A 14,354-nucleotide genomic window follows, 5' to 3' on the forward strand; every position below is an offset into this window, starting at 1 on the left:
AGGATCATGACCACACATTCGCGCGGCGTTTCCGCAACGATCGACCCGGTGAAGCTCGACAGGCTGGCGGAAGTCGCCATCAAGGTCGGGCTGCAGTTGCAGCCGGGGCAGGATCTGGTGCTGACCTCGTCGATCGCGGCGCTGCCGCTGACCAGGCGCATCGTCGAGCATGCTTACAAGGCCGGCGCCGGGCTGGTGACACCGATCTTCAATGATGACGAAATCACGCTGGCGCGCTTCCGCTACGGCGCGGATGCCGGCTTCGACCGCGCTGCCGGCTGGATGTATGAGGGCATGGCGAAAGCCTTCGCCGGCAATGCGGCGCGGCTTGCGGTGCGCGGCGAAAACCCGTCGCTGTTGTCGGCGCAGGATCCGGCCAAGGTGGCGCGCGCCAACAAGGCGAACTCGATGGCCTACCAGCCGGCGCTGGAAAAGATCACCGGCTTCGACATCAACTGGAACATCATCGCCTATCCCGATCTTGCCTGGGCAAAACAGGTTTTCCCCGGCGATGCCGACGACGTCGCGGTGGCGAAGCTCGCCGACGCCATCTTTTCGGCGTCGCGGGTCGATGTGGAAGACCCGATCGCAAACTGGACGGCGCATAATGCGGCGCTGCGCGGCCGCACCGAGTGGCTCAACGGCCATAATTTCCATGCGCTGCATTTCACCGGGCCGGGCACGGACCTCACCGTCGGGCTGGCCGACGGCCATGAATGGATGGGCGGCGCCTCGACCGCCAAGAACGGCATCACCTGCAACCCGAACATCCCGACCGAGGAAGTCTTCACCACGCCGCATGCACGGCGGGTGTCCGGCCATGTCTCCTCGACCAAGCCGCTTTCCTACCAGGGCACGCTGATCGACGATATTTCGGTGCGTTTCGAGGACGGCAGGATCGTCGAGGCCAAGGCCTCGAAGGGCGAGGATGTGCTGAAGAAGGTGCTCGACACTGACGAGGGTTCACGCCGTCTCGGCGAAGTGGCGCTGGTGCCGCATTCCTCACCGATCTCGGCCAGCGGCCTGTTGTTCTTCAACACGCTGTTCGACGAGAACGCCGCCTGCCACATCGCGCTCGGGCAGTGCTACTCAAAATGCTTCGTCGATGGCGCCTCGCTCAGCCAGGACGAGATCGCCCAGCGTGGCGGCAACAAGAGTTTCATCCACATTGACTGGATGATCGGCTCGGACAAGATCGACATTGATGGGGTCCACAAGGACGGCCGCAAGGTGCCGGTGATGCGCAAGGGCGAGTGGGCCTGACCGTTAGCGGTCAAAGGAGCCGCAATGGCCTTCGACATAGCGGTTAAACGCATCTACGAGCCGCCGGCGAAAGCTGACGGCCGGCGCGTGCTGGTCGACCGCATCTGGCCGCGCGGCGTCGCCAAGAAGGACGCCGCGTTGACACTATGGCTGAAGGAGATCGCGCCGAGCGATGAACTGCGCAAATGGTTCGGGCATGAGCCGGAGCGCTGGGCGGAATTTCGCGAGCGGTATCGGGCTGAACTGGATGCAAATGGCGAAGTGGTGGCGCAGTTGTGTGCCCTGTTCGGCGAAGGAAAGGTGACGCTGCTCTACGGCGCGCATGACGAAGTGCATAACAACGCCGTGGCGCTGGCGGGGTATCTCTTGAAGGACTGAAGCAAACAACGGCGTGCAAACGCTGGCGATTGGCGAAAGCCGCGGCGCCGTCCAATTTCCCCCCTTGCGGGGGAGATGCCTGGCAAGGCAGAGGGGGGTGCTGTCCCTCCGGCCTGACAACCAGCAGCCACATGCGCCGGAACAATCTGTCGAGGTTGGCGATCCGTCACACCCCCCTCTGGCCTGCCGGCCATCTCCCCCGCAAGGGGGGAGATTGGCTGTTTCAACGCCTCGCGCCCTACTTCACCGCCGCCTCATAAACATCAGCCTTGAACCCAACCAAAATCCGGTCCCCCACCTCCAGCACCGGCCGTTTTATCATGGTCGGGTTGGCCAGCATCAGCTTCTTGGCCTTCTTCTCGTCGAGACCTTGCTTGTCCTTGTCGGCCAGCTCGCGAAACGTCGTGCTGCCCTTGTTGAGCAACGGCTCCCATCCGACCTTGCCGACCCAGCCATCCAGCTTAGCTGCATCGATCCCTTCGGCCCGGTAATCATGGAACCGGTAAGGCACATCATGGCCCCCCAGCCACGTGCGTGCCTTCCTGATCGTGTCGCAGGTGGTGATGCCGTACATTGTGATGGTCAAAATGCGCTTCCCCTTGGGCTGACGGTCGTATCCGCCAGACAGCCTAAAACCGCCCTCCCCGCTTTGCCAGCATCGCGACCGCCACCAGCGCATTTTTAGGCTTGCCATTACTAAGGAATTTTCCTAAGTGTTGCAAAAAATCGGGAAAGGAAAAGTAATGGCGAGGATCGTTGTGTCGGAATTGATATCCATCGATGGCGTGACGGAAGCGCCGGGTGGTGAGCCGGGCTACCGCCACACCAACTGGGTCGGCAAGCGCCACGAGGCCGGCATGATCGAATACAAATTCCAGGAGGTGCTGGACCACGAAGCCCTGCTCATCGGCCGGGTGACCTATGAAAGCTTCGCCGGCAGTTGGCCGACCTACAAGGGCCCATTCGCCGACCGGATGAACGGCATGGCGAAATATGTCGTCTCCTCGACGCTGAAGAACCCGGCTTGGAACAACACGACCGTCCTGCAAGGCGAGCCGATGGACGCGATCCGCAAACTCAAATGGGAGACGAAGGGCGATATCGTGGTTGGCGGCAGCCGCATGCTGGTCAACGCGCTCAAGCAGCACGATCTCGTCGACGAATATCGGCTGATGGTGTTCCCCGTCATCCTCGGCAGCGGCGCGCAGCTTTTCGACAGGACGGAGGATGCGACCGACCTCAAGTTGGTCGACACCTGTACCTTCGGCAATGGGGCCGTGGTGCTCACCTATCACGTGGAGCGGGCATCGTGATGACCGGTCTGCAACCCACCACGCCAACCCTTCCGCCGATCGATGGCATCTTCCGCGCGCTGGCCGACCCGACGCGGCGGCGCGTGGTCGAGCGGCTGAACCGCAGCCCGGCCTCGGTCAGCGAACTGGCGCAGCCTTTCGAGATGGCGCTGCCGTCCTTCATCGAGCATCTCAAGGTGCTGGAAGGCTGCGGGCTGGTGCGATCGGAAAAGATCGGCCGTACCAGGACCTACCAGTTGGCGCCCGAGCCGCTACAGCTTGCCGAAAACTGGCTAACCGAACAGCGCACGCTTTGGGAGCGCCGCCTCGACCAGTTCGATGCCTATGTGATGAGCCTCAAGGAGCAGGAAAAGTGAGCTATCCCTTCAAGCTCGACCCCAGACTGGATCTGACCCTGGAGCGCAAGCTCGACGCGCCGCGCGAACTCTTGTGGCGAGCCATGACGGTGCCGGAGCATGTCAAGCAGTGGTTCACGCCAAAGCCCTGGCTGATCACTGATTGCGAGATCGATCTGCGGCCCGGCGGGCTGTTCCGCACACGCATGCAGTCGCCCGACGGCACAGAGATCAACGACCGCCGTTGCTGCTATCTCGACATCGTTGAGAACGAGCGGTTGGTGTGGACCGATGCGCTGCTGCCAGGCTATCGGCCATCAGGCGAGCCCTTTATCACGGCGGTCATTTCGCTCCAGTCGGACGGCAAAGGCACGCGCTACACGGCCACCGCCATCCACCGCGATGCCGCCACCCGCGACAACCATGAAGAGATGGGTTTCTTCGACGGCTGGGGCACGGTGGCCGATCAGCTGGCGCAGTATGTGAAGACGATTTGAGCTTTTTCACATGGCAGCCGGGACGTTGTCCCGGCCGCCTGATTTTTGGGCTATGCAGCGAAGTGAACTGGAAGCCGGGTCCGGCCTCATTAGCACCTCAATAGTAGAAGCGCTCTTCGGTGATCTTGCCGTTCTTGACCGTGTACACGCCAACCTCGTCCATGGTGACACGCTCGCCTGTCGCCTTGGGCGTTATGTCGAACTTGAAGCGCACGGCGAACTGGTCGCCGTTGACATAGGGGCCCTCGACCGAGCCGCCATGGACTTCATTGTTCGCTTGCCACCACTCGCCCTTTTGCCTGAGAGCCTCCTTGCCGCGGGCGATGGCCATTGGCCCCTCCATGGCTTCGAGGCTGACGATATCATCGGCATTGTATTTCTCACCAGCACCCAGGTGATCGCCCTGCTGGAGCAATTCGGTGAAATCCTTGGCAATATCCGCGATGGTCATGTGTGTTCCTCCTGTTCAGACTCACTCGAAGTAGGGAAGCGCTTGCCGGTCCGCCACAGTCAGGCAGCTAGATAGCTGACAGCGTGTGTCAGGACGATAGGTATAGCGCGGCTATGTGACGGCGATTTGGGCGGGCGCCGACGGCGACGCCGGTTGCAGACACAAGTCAAGTCCGCAATGCTAGGTGCATGTGCAACCTCTACAACATCACGACGACGCAAGAGGCGGTCCGCCAATTGACGCGCACACTGCGCGATATCAGCGGCAACCTTGAGCCGTCAGTCGACATCTATCCCAATCAGCCGGGCCTTGTCGTTCGCAACACGACGGACGGGGGGCGTGAGCTGGCGAAACTGCTTTGGGGTTTGCCAACGCCGCCTGAGCGCATGAAAGGCAAGGCCGACTACGGCACGACCAACGTTCGCAATCCGCAATATTCGCACTGGCAGCAGTATGTCGGCGTCGGGCACAGATGTGTGGTCCCGGTGACCAGCTTTGCCGAACCTAGCCCGACACCGAACGACAAAGACCCGGAAACAGGGATCCAGCGCAATTACTGGTTTGCCCGTGACGAAAGCCGACCGCTGTTTTTCTTCGGTGGTTTCTGGACGCCTTGGCAGGGCGTGCGAAGGGTCAAGGATGGTCCCGGCGATTTCGAGCTATACGCATTCATGACAACCAAGCCTAATGCCCTCATCGCGCCAATTCATGAGAAGGCCATGCCGGTGATCCTGACGACGCCGGAAGACACTGAGGCCTGGTTGACAGCTCCATGGTCAGAAGCACGGCATTTGCAGCGGACAGCGCCTGACGACGCTCTGATGATCGTCGACAAGCCGGCAACACAGATCAAATTTCCGCAGCAGTCGGCGGCTCAGGGGTCTTTGTTCTAGGTCGGCATGTCAGCCGCTATGCTCAATCTTCGTCCCGCCAGATCACCCGACGAACCATGCGGATTTCGACAAGGCGTCTAACACGAATTTTCAGACGTTCGGCTGCGCTAGGAAGGATGATGCCGGCGTCAAGCTCCCGACCTTTGCAGCGCTCGCACCGCATGTGCCGTTCCACGTCCCAAAAAGGTATATCTCCGACCAGCTTTGCGAGATCGCCGGGGAGATAGTGCCGCGTAATGTTGCAGTTCCGGCACCGGACTCGGACGAGCTGCCCGACTTCGTGTGCGAGGCACAAGGTCTGCACATTTCGGCGCGGTCGGCTGCTGAGTTCCGGCATCGGCCAAACTAGGAATGTATTCCTTGCCGAGTCAATTCCTACTTAGTTCCATGGTCTTTTTGTTCACAGCCGGCGGCTGCGGTCGACCGGTGACCAGGGTGGCGCCTTCAGGGCTGAGACGAGGAGATCAGCTGGCGAGCATAGGACAGTTGGCGCCACGGCGCAGACTGATATGCGCCATGTCGCCGACGCTGAACTGAAAACCCTGGCGTGGGGCGTCGATCACGATCGGTGCGCCTTTTTCGAGCTCGGCGTGCAGGCGCAAGGTGCGGCCGTGAAAGACGACCGAGTTGACACGCACGGGCGCTGTGCCGGCGGCGGCCTCGGTCGCCACCAGCAAATCTTCGGGACGCACGCCGATGGTGCGCATGGCGCCTTCGCCCGGCAGCTCGCCGGTTTCGGACGTCGCTTCCAGCGGCAGGCCACTGGCGGTGAACCGAAGCCGCGCGCCATCGCGGCCGACAAAGCGCGACTGCAAAAGGTTCATGGTGCCGATGAAGCTTGCCACGAATTTCGTCGCCGGACGGTCGTAGAGGGTGGCCGGCGGCGCGATCTGCTCGATGCGGCCCTTGTTCATGACGACGATACGGTCGGAGATCGACAGCGCTTCGGTCTGGTCGTGGGTGACCATGACGAAGGTGGTGCCGAGCCGCGACTGCAGCCGCTTCAGTTCGACCTGCATCTGTTCGCGCAGATGTGCGTCGAGCGCCGACAGCGGTTCGTCGAGCAACAGGACGCGCGGCTCGCAGACGATGGCGCGGGCAAGAGCGACACGCTGGCGCTGGCCGCCCGACAGTTCGGAAACGCGGGCACCGATCTTGTCGGCGAGGCCTACCATATCGAGCGCCTCTCCGACGCGTTTGGCTTGTTCGCTGCCCGAAAGCTTGCGCAGCGACAGGCCGAAGCCGACATTCTCAGTGACGTTCATATGCGGGAACAGCGCATAGTCCTGAAACACGGTGTTGACCGGCCTGTCGAAGGGCCTCAAGCCGGTGATGTCGCGGCCGTCGAGCAGCACCTTGCCGCTGGACGGGCTCTCGAAACCGGCAATGACGCGCAGGCTGGTGGTCTTGCCGCAGCCGGAGGGACCAAGCAGCGTGATGAACTCGCCGCTGATGATGTCGAGATCGACCGCGTCGAGCCCGACAATGCCGCCGGGAAAAACCTTCGAGACCGCCCGCAGCCGGACGAGAGGATCAGGCGCCATCGCGCACCTCGGACGGTTTCGTGGTGTTGACCCAGAGGATCTGGCAAGGCTCGGTGCCCGGATTGCGGAAGGCATGCAGAAGCGTGCTCTTGAAGGCAAAGGAGTCGCCGACCTTCAGCACATATCTTGTCGAATCCACCACCAGTTCGACCTCGCCCGACAGCACGTAGCCGAACTCGTGCCCGATATGCGCATAGGCCTCGGCGGTGCCGCCATCGGCTTCCACAGTTACAAGCAGACCCGTCAGCGTCGCGCCCGGCGGCGACAGCAGCGCCTTGGCAATGCCTTCGGACTTGACCGGTATCTGCCGCCTCTTGTCGGCGCGCACGCAATAGAGGTCGTTGCCGGCATCGTTGCCGTCGGTGATCAGCGCCGAAGGCTCGATGTCGAGGGCGGCGGCGAGCGGCCAGATCACCTTGACGCGCAGCGAAGACAAGCCGCGCTCAATCTGGCTCAGCGCCCCGATCGACACGCCGGCCTTGGACGCAAGCTCGGCCAGCGACAGATTGCGCTCCAGCCTGAGCGCCCGCACGCGCCGGCCGACGCGGATGTCGGCATCGTCCTTGGGTTTTGCGGCGGCTTCGTCGAGCATGTCCATCAGTTGGTCCTTGTTTCCCTTCCCTTCTCCCCTTGTGGGAGAAGGTGGATCGGCGCGATAGCGCCGAGACGGATGAGGGGTGTTCCAGGGAAAACCAGCGCCTCACTCCGCTGGAACACCCCTCATCCGTCGCCTTCGGCGACACCTTCTCCCACAAGGGGAGAAGGGGGAGCTTATCCCCCAGCCTTCACCTTCTCGAACATCTTCGCCACATCGTCGTTCTGCTTCATCGGGCCGGTGAAGATGGTCGACTTCAGCATCACTTCCGGATCGGACGGCAGTTGCAGCTTGTCCAGTTCGTCCTTCGCAACACCAGCAAAGGCTGTCGAGAGCGAGCTGCCATAGCCGTAGGACTGGATCAGGTACTTACCTGAGTCGGCATCCAACCGGCTGTTGATGAAGTCATAGGCGAGGTCGACGTTCTTGGCGTCCTTGAGCATGACGAAGCCGCAGGCCCAGGTCAGCATGCCCTCCTTCGGCTTCATGAACTCGACCGGCACGCCTTGCTTCTTCAGTGAGGTGGCCGACGCATTCCAGGTCATGGCGGCGACCAGCTGGCCGCTGGCCAGCGCCTGTTCGACCGAGGTCATGTCGGTGGTGTAGTTGGAGAGCAACGGACGCTGCTCGCGCAGTTTTTCCGCCACCTTGTCCATTTGCTCCGGCGTCATGTCGAATGGATTGACGCCGGCGAGCAGCGCGGCAACGATCGGGGTGTCGTGCACGGCATCGATCGTTGCCATGCGGCCGGCATATTGCTTGTCCCAAAGAAGATTCCAGCTCGCTTCCGGGTTCTTCACCAGATCGGTACGGTAGAGGATCGAGGTGTTGCCCCAATCCCACGGCACCATCCAGACCTTGCCGTCGCCGGCCTGGATGTCGGGCAGGTTCTTGAACACCGGGAAGATCGAATCCCAGTTCTTGATACGCTTGGTGTCGATCGGCTGCAGCAGGCCTTCCTTGTTCCAGCGTGCCACCTTGTCGTAGCAGGGATGCGCGATATCGGGGCGGAAGCCGGCCTTGACCTTGGTGAAGGCGTCGTCGTCATCGCCGAAGATCGAGGCCTCGACGCCATCGGGATGGGCTGTCAGGAAGCTCTTGTTGAAGTCGGGCAGTTCGTAGCCCGACCAGGTGAAATATTGCAGCTTGTCGGCGGCGAAGGCGACGGTCGACGACAGGACGATTGCAAGTGCGGCAAGCCCGGTGCGGGCTGTCTTTCCAGTGATCGATTTCAGCCCAGTAATTGATTTCACATTGTATGCCATTTCGGTTCTCCTCTCTTGATTATGGTTCAGGCTGGATTGGCGGGCGCGGGCCGACGGGCCGCATTAAGGCCGCGATGGCGCAGGATTTCGGCCAGGCCGGCGATGATGAAGGACACGGTGAGGATCGCTGTCCCCAGCGCCATCACGGTCGGCAGCGAGCGGGGGAAGCGCAGCTGGCTCCAGATGTAGAGCGGCAGCGTCGGCTCGGTGCCGGCGAGAAAGAAGACGACGATGAACTCGTCGAAGGAGATCAGGAATGCCAGCATGAAGGCCGAGATGATGGCCGGCAGCGCGAGCGGCAGCATCACCCGCCTGAACGTGGTCCAGTCGGAAGCGCCGAGATCGAGTGCGGCCTCGCGGATGGTTTTCGGGATGGCGGCAAAGCGGCTGCGCATGATCACCACCGTCGTCGGCAGCGCCACCAGTATGTGGCTGAGAACGATGGCGATGCGCGACGGGCCGAGGCCGATGAGATTGACGAGGATAAGCAGCGATATGCCGACGATAACGCCCGGGATCAGGATCGGCAGCCTGGAGATGGCGCTGATCGTGGCGGCCAGCGGCGAGCGGCCGTAGAGGTCCATATAGGACACGGTGATGCCGCAGAGCGTCGCGCCGGCAGCGGCCACAACGCCGATGACGAGGCTGTTCAAAAGCGCGCCGGACAGCGCCGGATTGCCATAGAGCGTGGCATACCATTCGAGCGTGAAGCCCTGCAGCGGAAACGCGGCCTGGATGGAGTTGTTGAACGAAAACAGCGGGATCAGCAGAACCGGCAGATAGAGAAAGACGAGATAGGCGATGACGTAGACGCCAAGCCAGCGACCGCCTTCGGTGCGCGCCCCGCTCATGTGCGGCTGCCGAATTTGCGGTCGGCGAAGCGCACGACCAGCACCACGCAGAGGATGACCAGCATCACGGCGACGGAGAGTGCGGCGCCGAACGGCCAGTCATTGGCCTTGCCGAATTGAGACTGGATCAGCGAGCCGATCATGGTGCTGGCGGGGCCGCCGACCATGGCCGGGGTGACATAGTCGCCGACCGTCGGCACGAAGACGACAAGGGCTGCCGCCAGCACGCCTGGCATCGAGTTCGGCAGCACAACGCGGCGAAACGCGGTGAAGGGTCTGGCGCCGAGGTCGGAAGCGGCTTCGAGCAGCGATTTCGGAATGGTGTCCAGCGCGACATAGATCGGCAGGATGGCGAAGGGCGCATAGGCATGCGCCAAAGTGACAACGACCGCAGCCGGCGTGTTGAGAAAGGCCAGGGTCGGCTCGGACCAGATGCCGCTTTCGATCAGCGCCGAGTTCAAGACGCCATTGTAGGCAAGCACGATCTTCCAGGCGAAGACGCGCAGAAGGTAGCTGGTCCAGAACGGCAGCGTCACCAGAAACAAAAGCAGGCCGCGGCGGCGGCCGGCATGGAAGGCGAGATAGTAGGCGACGGGATAGGCGGTGACGACGGTTGCGAGCGTCACCAGTCCGGCGATCACCAGCGAGCGCAGCGTCACCGTCCAGTAGAGCGGATCGGCGACCACGGTGATGAAATTGTCTGCCGTGAAACCGGCGCCGAGCAGCGAACCGTCATTGCCGCGAAGGGCGAGGAAGAGCACCAGGCCAAGGGCAAACAGGATCAGGAAGAACGTGACCAGCCCACCCGGCAGCAACATGGCGAAGCGGAAGCCTCGGGACGACGCGGACTCAGCCGGCGCTTCTGTTGCAACGATGGTCGACATCAAGCTGCTCAACGGAAATATGAAATCGATTTAGCTTTTTTCATATTCCTGAAACTGTCAAGCTAAATCCACCGGCGTTCAACGGCCGGATAAGGATCAGCGCTCGAAGGCATCCAGCATCCGGTACCAGGCGATGGTCGCGGCGACGCCGACCTGCCGGAAGGCGTGGAACGGGATCGGCCGGATCGGCGACAACGGGAACGGCAATTGGTTGGCATCGCCGTTCGCCACATAGCCCGCCATGCGTTTTCCCAACGCGCTCATCAGGCCGACACCCCTGCCCTGGCAGCCGACCACGGCGAGCAAGCCCTTTTCGGGCTCGTGGATGTGGGGGAGATGATCCGGCGTCATCGCCACGCGGCCGAACCAACGCTTTTCGATGGGGACCCCGGACAGCGCCGGATAGAGCCTTGTCAGCGCCCGCTCCAGATGCGCCCAGTCGGCCGGGCTAGTCGGCAGCGCCATGCGGCCGCGTCCGCCAAGCACCAGCCGGCTGTCGGCGCTCTTGCGATAGTAGACCAGGATGCGACGCGAGTCCGACACCGCTTGTCCCTCCGGCAGGATTGTCGCCGCAAGGTTGGACGACAGCGGCGCCGTCGCGATCTGGAAGGAGTGCAGCGGCACGATCGTCTCGGCGAGATCCGGCAGCAGCCCGCCGGTATATGCGTTGGTCGCCAGAACAACAGCCTTGGCCCGCACTTCGGTGCCGTTTTCTACCGAAACGCGCCACAAGCCGGCGTCCTTAGCGAGTTTCAGCACCTTATGTCGCTCGGCAATGCTGACGCCGGCAGCAGCGGCGATGCGCGCGAGTTCCGCCGTGTAGGCGAGCGGATCGATGATCCCGGCGCGGCGATCGAGCCAGCCGCCGAGATAACCTTGCGCGCCGGTCATCGCCGCGATCTCGCTTTGGCGCAGGAGCTGGACATCGGCGCCGCGCGCGCGCCATTGCCGATCCCGGTTCGCTGCTGCTTTCAAAGCGGTCTCGGTGTGCGCGGCCTGGATCCAGCCATTGCGCGTGAACGGCACCGCCAGCTTTTCGTCACGGATCAGGTCGAACACCGTATCCGCCGTCGAGGCGGCGAAATCGACCAATGCCTGGCCACGCTCGGGGCCGAAATGCTCGAGCAGCCATTCGGGATCGTATTTCAGGCCGGGAATGACCTGGCCGCCATTGAGACCCGAGGCACCCTGACCGATCTCGCCGCCCTCCAGCACCTGGACGCCGAGGCCAAGCCGCGCGGCATGCAAGGCCGTCGACAAGCCCATAAAACCGCCACCGACGATGACAACATCGACTGGCTTGCCGTTGGGAATCAGCGACTGGAATGCGGATGCGGTCTTTGGCTTTTGCCAGATCGGAATGGAGAATGGCGCGGGCAATGATTCACCTGGCGTAGGGCGGGAAATGAAAATTCTAGTAGTGATTTCATTTTTTTGAAAGAGCACGCTTCATGTCAGCACCGACAATTGGCTGCGCCACGGGATAGACCTTTGCCCGGAATCCGGTGAAAGTGCCGCGCCGTTCCGGCCAGTTCGACAATTCAAAGGACCGTAAGTCATGACGAACCCAACGCAGCTTCCCGCCGACGGGCTCTTCATCGGCCGCGCCAAGACAAGCGATGCCTCGCATCCGCTGGTGGTCACGGTGCGCGACGGTACGGTCTTCGACATCACCTCCGCCACCGCTCCGACCGTGCGCGACGTCTGCGAGATGAACGATCCGGCCGGCTATGTCAGATCTGCCAAGGGCAAAGCGATCGGCTCGCTCGACGCGATTGCCGCCAACAGTTTTCAGGCCACCCGCGATCCGGGCAAGCCCTATCTGGTCTCGCCCGTCGACCTACAGGCGGTGAAGGCGTCGGGCGTGACTTTCGTCGTCAGCCTGCTCGAAAGGGTCATCGAGGAGCAGGCGCGCGGCTCGGCCGAAAAGGCCGATGCCATCCGCGCCGACATCGCCGGGCTGATCGGCCACGATCTGTCGAAGCTCAAGCCAGGTTCGCCGGAAGCGATGGAGATCAAGGCCAAGCTGATCCAGCGTGGCGCCTGGTCGCAATATCTGGAAGTCGGCATCGGCCCCGATGCCGAGATCTTCACCAAATGCCAGCCGATGGCGTCCGTGGGCTTCGGCGCCGATGTCGGATTGCATCCGGTGTCTACCTGGAACAATCCGGAGCCGGAGATCGCGATGATCGCCGCCAGCACCGGCAGCATCGTCGGCGCCACCATCGGCAACGACGTCAATCTCAGGGATGTCGAAGGGCGCTCGGCGCTGCTGCTGGGCAAAGCCAAGGACAACAACGCCTCGGCGTCACTCGGTCCGTTCATCCGGCTGTTCGACGCAACCTTCTCCATCGACGACGTAAAGCAGGCCATCGTGCGCCTCAAGGTCGAGGGCGAGGACGGGTTTTCGCTGGAGGGCGCGAGTTCGATGGCCGAGATCAGCCGCTCGCCGGAAGAGCTGGTGGCGGCCGCCATGGGGCCGCACCACCAGTATCCGGATGGGCTGGCGCTTTATCTCGGCACCATGTTCGTGCCGTCGAAGGACCGCGGCGAAAAGGGCAAGGGGTTCACCCACAAGGTCGGCGACGTCGTCACCATCTCGTCGGAAAAATTCGGCGCGCTGGTCAATCGCGTGCTTCTGTCGCCCGATTGCCCGCACTGGACGTACGGCGCCAGCCATCTCATGCGCGATCTCGCCAAGGTCGGCCTTCTCTGATTATTTTGAGCGGCGTGACCCTGTTCGGCATCGAGGCCACATGGAGCCCCTCATGATCGGTGCCGTGATGCTACTTGCCCTGGCGCTCGACCGGTTAGTCAAGCTGCTGCGGAACCGCCGGGCCGCGCGCCTTCACGAAAATCTGCACGCCTGAGCTTCAGCACCGCCCGCCTGCCGGGAAATATCTCCACGAACTGATGCGATCTGATGGGATCGCTGATGGCGTGTTGCATCGCGCCACCATCCATTGGGCGGATGGAGGCTTGCCATCGGCCGGAAAAGAAGATGCTCTGAGCATCCGGGTCGGCGCTGGCAGGAGGATATGATCGGGCCATGGCCCGGATCATCGCCGGACGTGGAGGTCGTTTTCAACATGGGAGGAAAGCAAATGCTGACGAGGCTACGATTACTCGTGCTTGGCTTGATTGTGGCGCTGGCCATTCCGGCGGCGGCGCAAGCCAAGACGTTCTACTGGATTTCGCATGGCGGCCCGGCCGACCCGGTCTGGACCTACTTCCTGGCCGGCGCCAAGCAATGGGCGAAGGATACCGGCAACACCGTCAACACCTCGTTCCACAACGGCGACGTCGCCTCGCAGCAAGAAGCGGTACGCGCCGCGATCTCGGCCAAGGCCGACGGCATCGTCACCACCAGCCCCGATCCGGGCAGCCTGATCGAGATCGCCAAGGAGGCCAACACCGCCAAGATCCCGATCATCAATTTCAACACGCCAGATCCGAAGGCCAGCTTCAACGCCTATGTCGGCGGCGACAACGTCACCTTCGGCAAGCATTGGGCACAGTATCTGGTCGACAAGGGCCTGGTGAAGAAGGGCGACTTCGTCTGGATGCCGGTCGAAATCCCTGGCGCCACCTATGGCGTCCAGGAAGAGGAAGGCATCAAGAGCGTCTTCGAGCCGCTCGGGATCACTTATGAGATCACCGAAGCGACGCTCGACCAGGCCGAAGCCATCAACCGCATGGTCGACTACCTCACCGCCAACAAAGCCAAGGTCAAGGCGATCATCGGCCTTGGCGATCTGGTCACCGGCTCGATCAAGCGGGTGTTCGACCAGGCCGGCATCAAGCCGGGCGAAATCCCGGTCGTCGGCTGGGGCAACTCGCTCGACACCACCCAGGAAGTGCTGACCGGCTACGTCAATGCCGGCCAATGGCAGGACCCGCAGGCGACCAGCTACGTCGCACTGTCGCTCGCCAACATGGCTGCCTCCGGCATTCCTCCGGGCTTCAATGTCATCACCGGCGCGCTCTATGAAAAGGACACTGCGCAGGTCTACGACGACATCCTGTCCGGCAAGTAATCCAGACTTGGAAACAGTCGCGGCCGCATCGGCGGTCGCGACTATCCT

At 62.4% G+C, this 14,354-nt stretch carries 16 protein-coding genes; 8 read left to right on the forward strand and 8 right to left on the reverse strand.

Going from position 1 to position 14,354, the window contains the following annotated elements:
• Nucleotides 1-6 precede the first annotated feature (6 nt).
• Both ACWGTI_RS08695 and ACWGTI_RS08700 read left to right on the forward strand, forming a co-directional pair.
• The gene (locus ACWGTI_RS08695) at nt 7-1,263 is read left to right on the forward strand and encodes an aminopeptidase (protein ID WP_454586720.1); all 1,257 of its coding nucleotides are present in this window, start codon (nt 7-9) and stop codon (nt 1,261-1,263) included.
• 24 nt (nt 1,264-1,287) lie between these two features.
• The gene (locus tag ACWGTI_RS08700) at nt 1,288-1,641 is read left to right on the forward strand and encodes a DUF488 domain-containing protein (RefSeq protein WP_454586721.1); all 354 of its coding nucleotides are present in this window, start codon (nt 1,288-1,290) and stop codon (nt 1,639-1,641) included.
• A gap of 238 nt (nt 1,642-1,879) precedes the next feature.
• Here ACWGTI_RS08700 and ACWGTI_RS08705 read toward each other — a convergent pair whose 3' ends face one another.
• Nucleotides 1,880-2,215 (reverse strand): ArsC family reductase, encoded by a 336-nt coding sequence (locus ACWGTI_RS08705; RefSeq protein WP_454586722.1) that lies wholly within the window; start codon nt 2,213-2,215, stop codon nt 1,880-1,882.
• A gap of 169 nt (nt 2,216-2,384) precedes the next feature.
• Here ACWGTI_RS08705 and ACWGTI_RS08710 point away from each other — a divergent pair, with 169 nt between their 5' ends.
• From ACWGTI_RS08710 to ACWGTI_RS08720, 3 genes are read left to right on the forward strand one after another with little or no spacing between them, the layout of a single operon-like run.
• Nucleotides 2,385-2,954 carry a dihydrofolate reductase family protein gene (locus ACWGTI_RS08710; protein ID WP_454586723.1) on the forward strand — a complete coding sequence of 190 codons (570 nt, stop codon included), beginning with the start codon at nt 2,385-2,387 and terminating at the stop codon, nt 2,952-2,954.
• The gene (locus ACWGTI_RS08715) at nt 2,954-3,310 is read left to right on the forward strand and encodes an ArsR/SmtB family transcription factor (protein ID WP_454586912.1); all 357 of its coding nucleotides are present in this window, start codon (nt 2,954-2,956) and stop codon (nt 3,308-3,310) included. The genes ACWGTI_RS08710 and ACWGTI_RS08715 overlap by 1 nt, the downstream gene beginning before the upstream one ends.
• The gene (locus tag ACWGTI_RS08720) at nt 3,307-3,786 is read left to right on the forward strand and encodes an SRPBCC family protein (protein ID WP_454586724.1); all 480 of its coding nucleotides are present in this window, start codon (nt 3,307-3,309) and stop codon (nt 3,784-3,786) included. The genes ACWGTI_RS08715 and ACWGTI_RS08720 overlap by 4 nt, the downstream gene beginning before the upstream one ends.
• 97 nt (nt 3,787-3,883) lie before the next feature.
• Here ACWGTI_RS08720 and ACWGTI_RS08725 read toward each other — a convergent pair whose 3' ends face one another.
• Entirely contained in the window at nt 3,884-4,237 is a 354-nt protein-coding gene (locus ACWGTI_RS08725; RefSeq protein ID WP_454586725.1) for a SnoaL-like domain-containing protein, read from the reverse strand.
• A gap of 188 nt (nt 4,238-4,425) precedes the next feature.
• Between ACWGTI_RS08725 and ACWGTI_RS08730 the strand changes: the two genes are divergently transcribed.
• Nucleotides 4,426-5,130: an SOS response-associated peptidase gene (locus tag ACWGTI_RS08730; RefSeq protein WP_454586726.1), complete on the forward strand. Its 705-nt coding sequence runs from the start codon at nt 4,426-4,428 to the stop codon at nt 5,128-5,130.
• 464 nt (nt 5,131-5,594) lie between these two features.
• Here ACWGTI_RS08730 and ACWGTI_RS08735 read toward each other — a convergent pair whose 3' ends face one another.
• The 6 genes from ACWGTI_RS08735 to ACWGTI_RS08760 form a co-directional block, all read right to left on the reverse strand.
• Nucleotides 5,595-6,674 (reverse strand): ABC transporter ATP-binding protein, encoded by a 1,080-nt coding sequence (locus ACWGTI_RS08735; protein ID WP_454586727.1) that lies wholly within the window; start codon nt 6,672-6,674, stop codon nt 5,595-5,597.
• Nucleotides 6,664-7,272: a cupin domain-containing protein gene (locus ACWGTI_RS08740; RefSeq protein ID WP_454586728.1), complete on the reverse strand. Its 609-nt coding sequence runs from the start codon at nt 7,270-7,272 to the stop codon at nt 6,664-6,666. Before ACWGTI_RS08740 ends, ACWGTI_RS08735 begins: the two co-directional genes overlap by 11 nt.
• Nucleotides 7,273-7,445: 173 nt before the next feature.
• The gene (locus ACWGTI_RS08745; protein ID WP_454586729.1) at nt 7,446-8,534 is read right to left on the reverse strand and encodes an ABC transporter substrate-binding protein; all 1,089 of its coding nucleotides are present in this window, start codon (nt 8,532-8,534) and stop codon (nt 7,446-7,448) included.
• Nucleotides 8,535-8,560: 26 nt separating this feature from the next.
• The gene (locus ACWGTI_RS08750; RefSeq protein ID WP_454586730.1) at nt 8,561-9,385 is read right to left on the reverse strand and encodes an ABC transporter permease; all 825 of its coding nucleotides are present in this window, start codon (nt 9,383-9,385) and stop codon (nt 8,561-8,563) included.
• Nucleotides 9,382-10,269, reverse strand: coding sequence for an ABC transporter permease (locus ACWGTI_RS08755; protein WP_454586731.1), 888 nt, complete (start codon nt 10,267-10,269; stop codon nt 9,382-9,384). Before ACWGTI_RS08755 ends, ACWGTI_RS08750 begins: the two co-directional genes overlap by 4 nt.
• A 96-nt stretch (nt 10,270-10,365) precedes the next feature.
• Nucleotides 10,366-11,649 (reverse strand): NAD(P)/FAD-dependent oxidoreductase, encoded by a 1,284-nt coding sequence (locus ACWGTI_RS08760; RefSeq protein ID WP_454586732.1) that lies wholly within the window; start codon nt 11,647-11,649, stop codon nt 10,366-10,368.
• A gap of 178 nt (nt 11,650-11,827) precedes the next feature.
• On the opposite strand from ACWGTI_RS08760, the gene ACWGTI_RS08765 reads away from it, so the two are divergent.
• Complete coding sequence (locus ACWGTI_RS08765; RefSeq protein ID WP_454586733.1) at nt 11,828-12,985, forward strand: fumarylacetoacetate hydrolase family protein; 1,158 nt, start codon at nt 11,828-11,830, stop codon at nt 12,983-12,985.
• A gap of 388 nt (nt 12,986-13,373) precedes the next feature.
• The gene (locus tag ACWGTI_RS08770; protein WP_112565674.1) at nt 13,374-14,306 is read left to right on the forward strand and encodes a substrate-binding domain-containing protein; all 933 of its coding nucleotides are present in this window, start codon (nt 13,374-13,376) and stop codon (nt 14,304-14,306) included.
• Nucleotides 14,307-14,354: the final 48 nt, after the last annotated feature.

It is taken from the genome of Mesorhizobium sp. ArgA1 (assembly GCF_053714375.1).

Excerpts from the sequence above, each read along its gene's own strand:
- ACWGTI_RS08695 (WP_454586720.1), top strand. The coding sequence starts at position 7 with ATGACCACACATTCGCGCGGCGTTTCCGCAACGATCGACCCGGTGAAG.
- ACWGTI_RS08700 (WP_454586721.1), top strand. The coding sequence starts at position 1,288 with ATGGCCTTCGACATAGCGGTTAAACGCATCTACGAGCCGCCGGCGAAA.
- ACWGTI_RS08705 (WP_454586722.1), bottom strand. The coding sequence starts at position 2,215 with ATGTACGGCATCACCACCTGCGACACGATCAGGAAGGCACGCACGTGG.
- ACWGTI_RS08710 (WP_454586723.1), top strand. The coding sequence starts at position 2,385 with ATGGCGAGGATCGTTGTGTCGGAATTGATATCCATCGATGGCGTGACG.
- ACWGTI_RS08715 (WP_454586912.1), top strand. The coding sequence starts at position 2,954 with ATGACCGGTCTGCAACCCACCACGCCAACCCTTCCGCCGATCGATGGC.
- ACWGTI_RS08725 (WP_454586725.1), bottom strand. The coding sequence starts at position 4,237 with ATGACCATCGCGGATATTGCCAAGGATTTCACCGAATTGCTCCAGCAG.
- ACWGTI_RS08730 (WP_454586726.1), top strand. The coding sequence starts at position 4,426 with ATGTGCAACCTCTACAACATCACGACGACGCAAGAGGCGGTCCGCCAA.
- ACWGTI_RS08735 (WP_454586727.1), bottom strand. The coding sequence starts at position 6,674 with ATGGCGCCTGATCCTCTCGTCCGGCTGCGGGCGGTCTCGAAGGTTTTT.
- ACWGTI_RS08740 (WP_454586728.1), bottom strand. The coding sequence starts at position 7,272 with ATGGACATGCTCGACGAAGCCGCCGCAAAACCCAAGGACGATGCCGAC.
- ACWGTI_RS08745 (WP_454586729.1), bottom strand. The coding sequence starts at position 8,534 with ATGGCATACAATGTGAAATCAATTACTGGGCTGAAATCGATCACTGGA.
- ACWGTI_RS08750 (WP_454586730.1), bottom strand. The coding sequence starts at position 9,385 with ATGAGCGGGGCGCGCACCGAAGGCGGTCGCTGGCTTGGCGTCTACGTC.
- ACWGTI_RS08755 (WP_454586731.1), bottom strand. The coding sequence starts at position 10,269 with ATGTCGACCATCGTTGCAACAGAAGCGCCGGCTGAGTCCGCGTCGTCC.
- ACWGTI_RS08765 (WP_454586733.1), top strand. The coding sequence starts at position 11,828 with ATGACGAACCCAACGCAGCTTCCCGCCGACGGGCTCTTCATCGGCCGC.
- ACWGTI_RS08770 (WP_112565674.1), top strand. The coding sequence starts at position 13,374 with ATGCTGACGAGGCTACGATTACTCGTGCTTGGCTTGATTGTGGCGCTG.